Source organism: Streptomyces sp. NBC_00086, from assembly GCF_026343255.1.
In the GTDB taxonomy this organism is placed as follows: Bacteria; Actinomycetota; Actinomycetes; order Streptomycetales; family Streptomycetaceae; genus Streptomyces.
In genome coordinates this window covers 7,261,070-7,272,681 of sequence record NZ_JAPELZ010000001.1, presented here as the reverse complement: position 1 = coordinate 7,272,681, position 11,612 = coordinate 7,261,070, and the positions used below count along the sequence as shown (strand labels likewise).

7 protein-coding genes are annotated in these 11,612 nt (G+C 72.6%); 3 read left to right on the top strand and 4 right to left on the bottom strand.

The features are described 5' to 3' along the window. Positions 1 to 353 precede the first annotated feature (353 nt). Positions 354 to 716, top strand: a complete 363-nt coding sequence (locus OG276_RS32975; protein WP_266910963.1) for a hypothetical protein — start codon at positions 354 to 356, stop codon at positions 714 to 716. Here OG276_RS32975 and OG276_RS32970 read toward each other — a convergent pair. The 3 genes from OG276_RS32970 to gap form a co-directional block, all read right to left on the bottom strand. Beyond that, positions 713 to 2,050: a M1 family metallopeptidase gene (locus OG276_RS32970; RefSeq protein WP_266910961.1), complete on the bottom strand. Its 1,338-nt coding sequence runs from the start codon at positions 2,048 to 2,050 to the stop codon at positions 713 to 715. The two genes, OG276_RS32975 and OG276_RS32970, sit on opposite strands and share 4 nt — an antisense overlap. 89 nt (positions 2,051 to 2,139) lie before the next feature. Further along, positions 2,140 to 6,096, bottom strand: a complete 3,957-nt coding sequence (locus OG276_RS32965) for a Pls/PosA family non-ribosomal peptide synthetase (RefSeq protein WP_266910959.1) — start codon at positions 6,094 to 6,096, stop codon at positions 2,140 to 2,142. Between the two features lie 219 nt (positions 6,097 to 6,315). Next, entirely contained in the window at positions 6,316 to 7,314 is a 999-nt protein-coding gene (gene gap, locus OG276_RS32960) for a type I glyceraldehyde-3-phosphate dehydrogenase (protein ID WP_266910957.1), read from the bottom strand. 351 nt (positions 7,315 to 7,665) lie between these two features. Between gap and OG276_RS32955 the strand changes: the two genes are divergently transcribed. Beyond that, positions 7,666 to 8,532, top strand: a complete 867-nt coding sequence (locus OG276_RS32955; RefSeq protein ID WP_266910955.1) for a poly-gamma-glutamate hydrolase family protein — start codon at positions 7,666 to 7,668, stop codon at positions 8,530 to 8,532. Positions 8,533 to 8,624: 92 nt separating this feature from the next. Here the strand turns inward: OG276_RS32955 and OG276_RS32950 are convergent, their stop codons facing one another. Beyond that, complete coding sequence (locus OG276_RS32950) at positions 8,625 to 9,581, bottom strand: GlxA family transcriptional regulator (protein WP_266910953.1); 957 nt, start codon at positions 9,579 to 9,581, stop codon at positions 8,625 to 8,627. Between the two features lie 313 nt (positions 9,582 to 9,894). Here OG276_RS32950 and OG276_RS32945 point away from each other — a divergent pair, with 313 nt between their 5' ends. After that, positions 9,895 to 11,544 (top strand): carbohydrate binding domain-containing protein, encoded by a 1,650-nt coding sequence (locus OG276_RS32945; protein WP_266913323.1) that lies wholly within the window; start codon positions 9,895 to 9,897, stop codon positions 11,542 to 11,544. The last annotated feature ends 68 nt before the right edge of the window (positions 11,545 to 11,612 follow it).

Genomic DNA, 11,612 nt, shown 5'->3' with positions numbered 1-11,612 from the left:
CCTGCCGAGAGGAGGCGATCGCCCCATGGATCACAGTCCGAGTCCGCTGAACCACCCGCGCCGCGTCGCCTCGTCCTGCGCCGCGCTCTGAGCCGCACCTCCGCGTAGCCAGAGCTCTCGCTCCACCCCCGACGGCCCGTCGGCGCTCGCCGCCCGGCCGCTCACCCTTGCCCGGCCCGTTCCGGCAACCCCGCGCCCAGCCCTTGCGGCGGGCTCGTCCGGCATGCTCCGGGCTCCTCCACCCACCCCTTTCCGGGGCGTCCACAGGCCGCTCCGTCCGGTCCGCGCGAGGTCTCGCGCACCGTCACGCCCATTTCCCCGCACGTCCCCGTTCACCAGAAGGAAGCACTGTCATGACCATCAGCACGAACACCAACACCCGCACCGACGCCGCCTCGACCGCCGATGAGCAGGCCCAGGCCCTGGCCGTCCTGCACGAGATCCGCGACGAACTGCGCGATTTCAACCGGGACATGGACCGCCTGAACGCCCTGACGGAAGATCAGGTCAAGTCCACCGTGGAGAACCGGAAGCTGACGGCGCTGACCCTCATGTTCGTCATTCCGTCCACCTTCGCCGCGATCCCGGGCGCCAACTTCGAGCACCTCAACGAGTACGGCTTCGACAACTTCTTCGCCCTGCCGGTCCTCCTGGGCACCGTACTCGCCGCATCCCTGGGCACCTTCGTCTTCGTCAAGAAGAAGGGCTGGCTCTAGGCCGTCGCCGCCGGCGCGGGCAGGGGCGGGAGGCCCGGCGCCGACAGCCAGGCCGCGAACAGGTCGTCCAGCGGTTCGAGCGCGTAGCGGGACGCGTGCGCGGTGAAACCGGCCGTGGTGACCACGCCGTGGCGGTTCACGGTGGCCCACTCCCGCAGCATGCGGAAGAACGGGCCGTCCCCCAGCGCGCAGCGGATCGCGTGCACGGCGAGGCCGCCGCGCTGGTAGAGGCGGTCGTCGAACATCAGCTTGCGTCCCGGGTCGGCCAGCAGGAGGTCCTGCGGCTGCCCGGAGAGCAAGCGGTGTGCGGCGGCCGCCAGTTCGTGCGCGGTGCGGCCGCCGGAGCGCTCCGACCAGAGCCATTCCGCGTACTTGGCGAAGCCCTCGTTGAGCCAGATGTGCCGCCAGTCGGCGATGGTCACGCTGTTGCCGAACCACTGGTGCGCGAGCTCGTGGGCGATGAGCCGCTCGGAGCCGCGTACGCCGTCCACGTGGTTGGAGCCGAACAGGGAGAGCCCCTGGGCCTCCACCGGCACGTCCAGTTCCTCGTCGGCGACGACCACCGCGTACTCGCCGAAGGGGTAGGGGCCGAACAGCTCCTCGAACAGCTGCATCATCGCGGGCTGCCGCGCGAAGTCGCGCGAGAAGCGGGGCAGCAGATGCGCCGGTACGTGGGCGCTCTGCGGGACGCCGCCGAGCCCGGGGTCGCCGAGCAGCACCGTCTGGTACATGCCGATGGACAGGCCGACCAGGTAGCTGGAGGTCGGCGCCGGCTGCTCGTACACCCAGGTGGTGGTGGAGGCGCGGGTCGTCCGCGTGAGCAGCCTGCCGCCGGCCACGACGGTGTACGCGGAGGGGGTGTTGACCGAGATCTGGTACGAGGCCTTGTCCGCGGGCCGGTCGTTGCACGGGTACCAGGAGGGCGCCCCGACCGGCTGGCTGGCCACCAGCGCGCCGTCGGTCAGTTCCTCCCAGCCGAGGCCGCCCCAGGGGCTGCGCACCGGTGTGGGGTTGCCCGCCCAGTGCACCTCCACGGTGAAGGCGGCGCCGGCGGGCAGCGGCTTGGGCGGCCGGATGCGGAGTTTGCCGCCCCGGTGGCTGTAGTGCGGCGCCCTGCCGTTGACGAGGACGCGGCCTATTTTGAACTCGGCCAGGTTGAGGTGGAACTCGGTGAGCGGCGCCCGCCCGGCGATGGCACTGAGCCGGGCCGTCCCGGCGAGCCGGTTGGGGCCGGGACGGTATTCCAGAGCGAGTTCGTACCGGTGCACGCGGTAACGGGGGTCGCCGTTGGCCGGAAAGTACGGGTCCGATGCCGCTGTCTTCTGGCCGTTCACTGCCGCTTCCGCTCCCTGCGTTGTGCTCGTACGACGTGCTGGTGGTGCCGGGCCCGGTCGCCCGGTTTCCCGGCGCCCGGACCCGCCCTTCAGGACCGCCACGCCTCGATCGGGTTGCCCAGCCAGCGGGTGTCGGCGGGAACGGATTCCCCGGCCATCACGAGGGAGGCGGGACCCAGAGTGCTGCGGGCCCCGACCGTGCTCCCGGGCAGGACGATTCCGCCCGGGCCCAGGGTGGCGCCCTCACGCAGGACCACAGTATCCGTCCTCAAGATCCGGTCGTGGAAGAGGTGCGTCTGCAACACGCAGCCCCGGTTCACGCTGACCGCGTCGCCCAGGACGACCAGGTCGGTCTCGGGCAGCCAGTAGCTCTCGCACCACACGCCGCGGCCGATCCGGGCACCGATTGCGCGCAGCCACAGGGACAGCACCGGCGTCCCGGGCACCGAGCCGACCAGCCAGGGCACGGCCAGGACCTCGACGAAGGTGTCGGCCAGTTCGTTGCGCCACACGAAGCCGCTCCACAGCGGGTGCTCTCCCACCCGGTGGCGGCCCACCAGCAGCCATTTCGCGGCCGTCGCGACCACGCACGCGGCCACCCCGGCGGCGAGCAGGACCGCTCCGGACAGCAGCGCGGTCACCCACGCGCCGGGCCCGTCCGGTCCGGCCAGCGCACAGAACGCCGCCAGTGTCAGCACGGCCAGCGCGACCGAGCAGAACACCGGGACGAGCCGGCACAGCTCCACCAGCCCGCGCGCCCACAGCAGCCGCGCGGGCGGATCGTACGTCCGGCTCTGGTCGGAGTCGGCGGTGGACCGCGGCAGCCGGACCGGCGGCAGGCCCAGGTAGGAGCTGCCCTTCTTGGCCTTCTTCGGGGTGGCGGACAGGACGCCGACCAGCCCGTCGTCCGGTACGGAACGGCCCGGCGCGGTCATTCCGGAGTTGCCGAGGAAGGCCCGGCGGCCGATCTCGGAGTGGCCGATCCGCAGCCAGCCGCCGCCCAGCTCGTAGGGGGCGGTCAGGGTGTCGTCGGCGAGGAAGGCGCCCTCGCCGACGGTGGTGAGGCTCGGCAGCGCGAGCACCGTGGACACCTCGGCGCCCCGGCCGATCTTCATGCCGAGCAGCCGCAGCCACACCGGTGTGATCAGTCCGGCGTACAGGGGGAAGAGGGTTTCCCGGGAGAGGTCCATCAGCTGGGTGACCGTCCAGGCCTGCCAGCCGATCCTGCTGTGCGTCGGATGGGTTCCGGTGCGCAGCCCGAGGCTGAGGAGGCGTACGGAGACCAGGAGCAGGGCCGCGTACGCGAACCCGAAGGCGAGCGCCCCCGGCACCACGGCGAGCAGCGCTCCGGCCAGCGCCCGGCCGAGTCCGGCGTCGGCGGGCACGAACCGGCCGGCCACGAGGAGGGCGGGCAGGGCGGCGAGCACGGGCAGGGCGGTGAGGCAGAAGCCGGCCGTCCCGTAGGCGGCGCGCCAGGGCAGGCCGCGCGGTGGGCGCTCCTTGGGCCAGTTCCGCTTGGCCTTGCCGAGTTTGCCGGCGGGGGCTCCGGCCCAGCGCTGGCCGGTCGGGATCTGGCCGACGACGGCGGAGCCGGGGGCCACCTCGGCCCGCTTGCCGACGCGGGCGCCGGGGAAGAGGATGCTGCGGGTGCCGACGACGGCGCCCGCGCCGACCTTCACGGCGCCGATCTCCAGGCGGTCCCCGTCCAGCCAGTGGCCGGAGAGGTCCACCTCGGACTCCACGGCGCAGCCGCGGCCGAGCTTGAGCATGCCCGTGACGGGCGGCAGCGAGTGCAGGTCCACCTCGGGGCCGACCTTGGCGCCGAGCGCCCGTGCGTAGCGCTCCAGCCAGGATCCGGTGAGCGAGGTGGCGCCGGAGTACTCGGCGAGCCGCTCGGCCGTCCACAGCCGCAGGTGAACGTTTCCGCCGCGCGGGTGGCGCCCCGCCTTGACCCCGCGCAGCAGCAGGCGGGCGCCGCCGGCCGCGATCGCGAGGCGGCCGGGCGGACTGTAGAGCAGTGCGGCGCCCGCGGCGACGAGCCACCAGGAGGCGGTCGGCGCCCACGGATAGGCCCCGGACCAGTGCAGTACGTTGCCCAGGGCGAGCACCGCCACCGTCCGGCGCAGGCCGACCAGGGTGAAGAGCGGGAGCAGCAGCAGGGACTGGATCACCTGGGTCCGCAGCGGCACGGGCGCGATGGTGCGTACCGCGCCGTCGTCCTGTGCCGACTTCTCCAGGTGGCGGGCCAGCTTGCGCAGGGTGGGCTGCTGGTAGATGTCGAGGACGGCCGCGCTCGGGTAGCGGGTGCGCAGCCGGGTGGTGAGCTGGGCGGCGGCGAGGCTGCTGCCGCCGATCGCGAAGAAGTCGTCAGTGGCGCCGGCGACGGTCACGCCCAGGGTCTCGCTCCACTGCTCGGCGAGCCAGGCCTCGGTGCCGTAGAGCTGCTCGGTGGGACCGCTGGTCTCCAGTTCCGGGAGCGGCCAGGGCAGTGCGCCCCGGTCCACCTTGCCGGAGGTGCGGGTGGGCAGCTCCTCGACGGGCGCGAGCAGCGGTACGAGGGCTGCGGGCAGCTCGGCGCGGAGCCGGGTGACGGCCGCGGCGTGGTCCCAGCCGTCCTGGGTGACCAGGTAGCCGACGAGGAGCTGGTTGCCGCTGCGTGCGGTGCGGACGGCGGCGGCCGCGCCGGCGACCCCGGGCAGGGCCTGGAGGGCGGCGTCCACCTCGCCCAGCTCGATGCGGCGGCCGCCGAGCTTGATCTGCTCGTCGCCGCGGCCCAGGAAGACCAGGCCCTCCGGTTCCGCGCGGACGAGGTCGCCGCTGCGGTAGGCGCGCTCCCAGCCGAGGGATTCCAGCGGGGCGTACTTCTCCGCGTCCTTCTCGGGGTCGAGGTAGCGGGCCAGGCCGACGCCGCCGATGACGAGCTGGCCGCTGCCGCCCATGGGCACCGGTTCGCCGGATTCGTCGACGACGGCCAGTTCCCAGCCCATGAGCGGGAGGCCGATGCGGATCGGTTCCTCCCCGGTCAGGAGCGAGGCGCAGGCGACGACGGTGGCCTCGGTGGGGCCGTAGGTGTTCCAGACCTCGCGGCCCTCGGTGACCAGGCGCTGGGTGAGCTCGGGCGGGCAGGCCTCGCCGCCGAAGATCAGCAGCCGGACCTCGTTGAGGGTTTCGGGCTCCCACAGGGCGGCCAGGGTCGGCACCGTGGAGACCACGGTGATCTCCTGCTCGGCGAGCCAGGGGCCGAGGTCGGCGCCGCTGCGGACCTGGGAGCGGGGGACGGGCACGAGGCAGGCGCCGTAGCGCCAGGCCAGCCACATCTCCTCGCAGGAGGCGTCGAAGGCCACGGACAGTCCGGCCATGACCCGGTCGCCGGGGCCGATCGGCTCCTCGGTGAGGAACAGCTCGGCCTCGGCGTCCACGAAGGCGGCGGCGCTGCGGTGGCTGACGGCGACGCCCTTGGGCTTGCCGGTGGAGCCGGAGGTGAAGATGATCCACGCGTCGTGTTCGGGGCCGGGGCGGCCGGCGGGGGCCGATGTGCCGAGGTCGGCGCCCTTGCCCGGCGCGGCGACCTCGATGCGCCCGCCCGCGCCCAGTACGGCCCGTACTCCGGCCTCCCCGAAGACCAGGTCGGCCCGCTCGTCCGGGTCCTCGGCGTCGACGGGCACGTAGGCGGCGCCCACCGCGAGGACGGCCAGGATGCCGGTGTACAGCTCGTTGGTCCCGGACGGCACCCGTACGCCGACCCGGTCGCCGAGCCCCACTCCGGCGGCCGCGAGGGCCTGGCGGCGGCGCTCCACCTCGGCGGCGAGCGCCCGGTAGGTCAGCCGGCCGGTCCCGTCGTCCAGGGCGAGCTCGTCGGGGTGGGCCCGTACGGAGGCCTCGAAGACGTCGACGAGGGTGCGCGTCGGGGCGGCGGGTCCGGCGGAGAACAGGGCCGATTTGCCGGGCTCGCCGGGCCCCGCCCCGGCGTCGGGCGCGGGGCCTTCGTCGAGGCCGGTCCCGTCGTCGAGCAGAGTGACTTCACCGTGCTCTGGTGTGGCTGCCATCGGCCCTCGCGTCGTGTTTCCGGAACCCTCCGGGTCGCCGGGCGGAGCCCGGGTCTGCCCAGGTTGTTCCGGTCCAGCGCCAAACAGCCCGCCAGTCTAGTGCGACAACAAGGAATTTCTGTTTCAAGCCTTGCGCTTGGCCGGGAAGGAGCGGTAAAAGCAGCGCGCCGCGGACCGGAATCCCGGTCCGCGGCGCGCCTGGTGAGCGGGAGCCCGGCCTCAGCGGCTCGCGAGCAGTTCGAGCGTGTCGATGACCCGGTTCGAGAAGCCCCACTCGTTGTCGTACCAGGCGACGACCTTGATGTGGCGGCCTTCGACGCGGGTGAGCTCCGAGTCGAAGATGGAGGAGGCGGGGTTGCCGGTGATGTCGGAGGAGACGAGGGCGTCCTCCGAGTACTCCAGCACGCCGGCGAGCGGGCCTTCGGCCGCGGCGCGGTAGGCCGCCAGCACGTCCTCGCGGGTCACGTCGCGGGCGACGGTGGTGTTCAGCTCGACGATGGATCCCACCGGAACCGGGACGCGGATCGAGTCGCCGGAGAGCTTGCCGTCCAGGTTGGGCAGGACCAGGCCGATGGCCTTGGCGGCGCCCGTCGTGGTCGGCACGATGTTCACGGCGGCGGCGCGGGCGCGGCGGGGGTCGCGGTGCGGACCGTCCTGGAGGTTCTGCTCCTGCGTGTAGGCGTGCACGGTGGTCATGAACCCGTGCTCGATGCCCGCGAGTTCGTCCAGTACGGCGGCCAGCGGTGCGAGCGCGTTGGTCGTGCAGGAGGCGTTGGAGACGATCGTGTGCAGGGCCGGGTCGTAGGAGTCGCTGTTCACGCCGAACGCGAGCGTGATGTCGGCCCCGTCCGCCGGTGCGCTGACGAGCACCTTCTTGGCCCCGGCGTCGATGTGCGCGCGGGCCGCCTTGGCCGTGGCGAAGCGGCCGGTCGCCTCCAGCACGATGTCCACACCGAGCTCGGCCCAGGGCAGCTGCGCCGGCTCGCGCTCGGCCAGCACCTTGATGCGGCGGCCGTCGACCACCAGGACGTCCCCGTCCACGCTCACCGGGCGGCCGAGCCGGCCGGAGGTGGTGTCGTAGGCGAGCAGCCGCGCGAGGGTGGCGGGCTCGGTGAGGTCGTTGACCGCGACGACCTCGAGCTTGCTGTCCCGTTCGAGCAGCGCGCGGAGCACGTTGCGTCCGATGCGGCCGAATCCGTTGATGGCGATGCGCGTCATGGTGTCTCCCTTGTCCCTGTCCCTTGGGTGCGTCACCAGGTTCGCCGGTCCGGGGCGCCCGCGACAGCGGCGCGATCGCCACGGTCCGCAAGGATCGCGCCACGAGGCGGCCGGGGATCACGGCACGCGGAGCGTGCGGGCAGGGCGCCCGCTCCGGACGGCCGGGCCCCGCGGTGGTGGCATCAAGGTGCCTGCACCCTTGGTGCCACCCTGCGGACCTTCTGCGGGTGCCCGGGGGTGGACAGGATGTTCACCGGAAGGACCGCACAGCGCCTTCGACACCGCACGGCCGATGTCCCGGCCGGGCAGCATCCCCTGGCCACCCGGCCCCATAGCAGCGAAGGAACACCCATGTCCCGGACTCGCGCCAGCCGCAGGACCGTCCTCCTCTCCCTGATGGCCGCGGCCGCCGGTGGCCCGATCCTGACGGGACTCACCGCAACTCCCGCCGCAGCCGCCGGCGGCGACCTCTACGCTTCGAACTCGGACCTCTACGCGAGCACGACGGCGATCGAGGGTCAGGACTACGCGCGCCGGTTCAGACGCCACGAGGCCGTCGACAACGACAAGGCCACCACTCCGCGCCCCCGCCTGAGCAGTGTGCTGGCCATCCACGGCGGCGGCATCGAGATGGGTACCTCCGAGCTCTGTCTGGCCGTGGCCGGCTACCACCCGGACGGACTCGCACCCGTCACCCAGGGCGCCCCGCTGTACGACTACTGGATGTTCGAGGGCATGCGCGCTTCCGACAACGCGGAGCTGCACGTCACCGCCTCGCACTGCGACGACCCGGTCGCGCGGTCCATGGCCGCCGGCAGTGCCAACGTGCTGAGCCTGCACGGCTGCACCGCGACTCAGGCCGGGGCGCCCCAGGGGAAGCCCAAGGCGGTCGTGGTCGGCGGCCTCAACGCCCGCTTCCGCCAGCTCCTCTCCGCGAAGCTGGGCGCCGCGGGCTTCCAGGTGCTCGGCGGCAACCCGGAAGACCTCAACGGAGACCTGCCCGAGAACATCTGCAACCGGACCCTGACGAGCGCGGGAGGCGCCCAGCTGGAGATCACCACCGAGCTCCGCCAGAGCCTCTTCGCGAACTTCTCCGGTGCGGCCAACCGCGCCACCACCACCAACACCGACTTCTGGAAGTTCGCCAACGCCTGCCGCAACGCCATCACGGCCATGGAGGCCGAACAGCTCGCCCGCAGGAGCCTCTTCACCGCCTGAGCCGGAAGTACGGGTTCCGCCCGGAACCGCGAGGTCGTCCGCGGGAGCCGCGACCTCGTACGCAGGAACCGCGGCCTGGTCCGCCTGCCCCCTCATTCCCCCCGGGCGAAAGTGCGCCGGTACTCGCTCGGCGTGGTCCGCAGGATGTGCTGGAAGTGCAGCCGCAGGTTCGCCCCGGTGCCCAGGCCCACGTCCGCGGCGATCTGCTCCACGCTCCGCTCCGAACGCTCCAGCAGTTCGCGGGCCATGTCGATGCGGGCGCGCATCACCCACTGCATCGGCGTGTACCCGGTGTCCTCGGCGAACCGCCGCGAGAACGTGCGCGGGGAGACCGCCGCGTGCCGGGCGAGCGCCTCCAGGGTGAGGGGTTCGCCGAGCCGGTGCAGCGCCCACTCACGGGTGGCGGCGAACCGCGGGCCGAGCGGCTCGGGCACGCTGCGCGGCACGTACTGCGCCTGGCCGCCGCTGCGGTAGGGGGCCGCGACCAGCCGCCTGGCCGTGTGGTTCGAGGCGGCCACCCCGAGATCGCTGCGCAGCACGTGCAGGCACAGGTCGATGCCCGAGGCGGCTCCGGCCGAGGTCAGTACGGAGCCCTCGTCGACGAACAGGACGTTCTCGTCGACCCGGACCAGCGGCCACTTCGCCGCGAGCGCCCGGGTGTAGTGCCAGTGCGTGGTGGCCCGCTTGCCGTCGAGCAGGCCCGTGGCGGCGAGCGCGAAGGCTCCCGTGGAGATGGCCGCGAGCCGTGCGCCCCGTGCGTGGGCGGCGATCAGCGCGTCGACGACGGCCCGCGGCGGGTCCTCGCGGTCGGGGAACCGGTAGCCGGGGACGAAGACGGTGTCGGCCCAGGCGAGGGCTTCGAGGCCGTGGGCGACGGCGTACGACAGGCCGTCGCCGCCGGTCACGAGTCCCGGGGCGGCGCCGCACACCCGGACCTCGTACGGCATGCTCGCGCGGGTCGTGAACACCTGCGCCGGGATGCCGACGTCGAGGGGTTTGGCCCCTTCGAGGACGAGGACGGCGACGTGGTGGGGGCGGGAGGCTGGCACCGCGTCATGCTTCCGAAGGGGCGGGAGCCTTGTCAAGCATCACCGTTAGTAAAGCTTCCGATTGAGATAACCACCTATCAGTTGGTCCAGACCTGTTGACGGCGATCCTTCCGGAGGATTAGGTTCCCGGCCACGAAGCGGATACGGCGTCAACTCCCCACGCCCGCCGGGTCGCAGGCCCCCCACCCACGGGCCCGCCGCCCCGTCCCCACGCGTCCCGGCGGGCCGCACTCCCACGCTTCGCGCTCCACGCCGTCCCCCCATTCCCACTGGAGGCATTTCCTTGCGTACCCCAAACCGAACCCGTACACGGCTGGCCTGCGCCCTCGGCGCCACCCTGCTCGGCGCGGCCGCGGTGCTGACCTCTCCCGGGGCGGCCTTCGGCGCCAACATCCTCTCGAACGGGGACTTCGAGTCCGGCACCACGGCCGGCTGGTCCTGTTCCGGCGGGCTGGGCTCCGTGGTCGGCTCACCGGTGCACGGCGGGAGCAAGGCCCTGGCCGGCGCCGCCAGTGCGAGCGACAACGCCAAGTGCGTCCAGACCGTCGCCGTGCAGCCCAACACCAGCTACACGCTCTCCGCCTGGGTCCGCGGCAGCTACGTCTACCTCGGGGTCACCGGCGGCGCCTCCACCTGGACCCCCTCGGCCGCCGCCTACACCAAGCTGACCGTCGCCTTCACCACCGGCGCCTCCCAGACCAGCGCCGAGATCTACCTCAACGGCTGGTACGGGCAGGGCACTTACCACGCCGACGACATCACCCTGGACGGTCCCGGCGGCACCGTCGACACCCAGGCGCCCACCGTGCCCGGCAGCCTCGCCGCCACGGGCAAGACCTCCACCACGGCGTCCCTGACCTGGACCGCGTCCACCGACAACGTCGGCGTGAACGGCTACGACGTCTACCAGGGCGGGACCAAGGTCGCGACCTCCGCCACCCCCGGCGCGACCGTCACCGGCCTGACCCCGAGCACCGCGTACGCGTTCACCGTGCGCGCCCGCGACGCCGCGGGGAACACCTCGGCCGCCTCGAACACCGTCAACGTCACCACCGATACCGGGACCACGCCGCCGACCGGCTTCAAGCAGGCCGCGCCGTACCTCTACCTCGGCTGGGGCAACCCGCCGAGCCCGACCACCGTGATGAACGCGACCGGCACCAAGTGGTTCACCATGGCGTTCATCCTCTCCTCCGGCGGCTGCAACCCGTCCTGGGACGGCCAGCGCCCGCTGACCGGCGGCATCGACCAGAGCACCATCGCCTCGATCCGCGCCGCGGGCGGCGACATCGTGCCCTCCATCGGCGGCTGGCAGGGCAATAAGCTCGGCCCCAACTGCTCCAGCGCCGAGGCCCTGGCCGGCGCCTACCAGCAGGTCATCAGCGCGTACGGGCTCAAGGCCATCGACGTGGACATAGAGAACACCGACGAGTTCGAGAACGCCGTGGTCCAGGACCGCATCCTCGGCGCGCTCAAGATCGTCAAGCAGAACAACCCCGGCCTGAAGACCATCCTGACCTTCGGCACCTCCACCACCGGCCCGACCAGCTGGGGCAACCGCCTGATCGAGCAGTCCAAGGCGCTGAACACGGGCATCGACGTCTTCACCATCATGCCGTTCGACTTCGGCAACGCCTCGACGGACATGTACGCCAGCACCGTCAGCGCGACCGAGGGCCTCAAGGCCAAGCTCAAGTCCACCTACGGCTGGGACGACGCGACCGCGTACTCCCACATCGGCATCTCGGGCATGAACGGCATCAGCGACACCCAGGAGACCACCACCGTCCAGAACTGGACCGACATCCGCAACTGGGCCAACTCCCACCACATCGCGCGCCTCGCCTTCTGGTCGGTGAACCGCGACCGCGGCTGCCCCGGCGGCGGTCTGCAGGAGACCTGCTCCGGCATCGCCCAGAGCGACTGGCAGTTCACCTCCATCACGGCCGGCTTCACCGGCTGATCCACCGCCTCGTACGACCGGGGGCCGTCGCGGAGTTCCGCGGCGGCCCCCGGGCCGTGCGCTGCGTC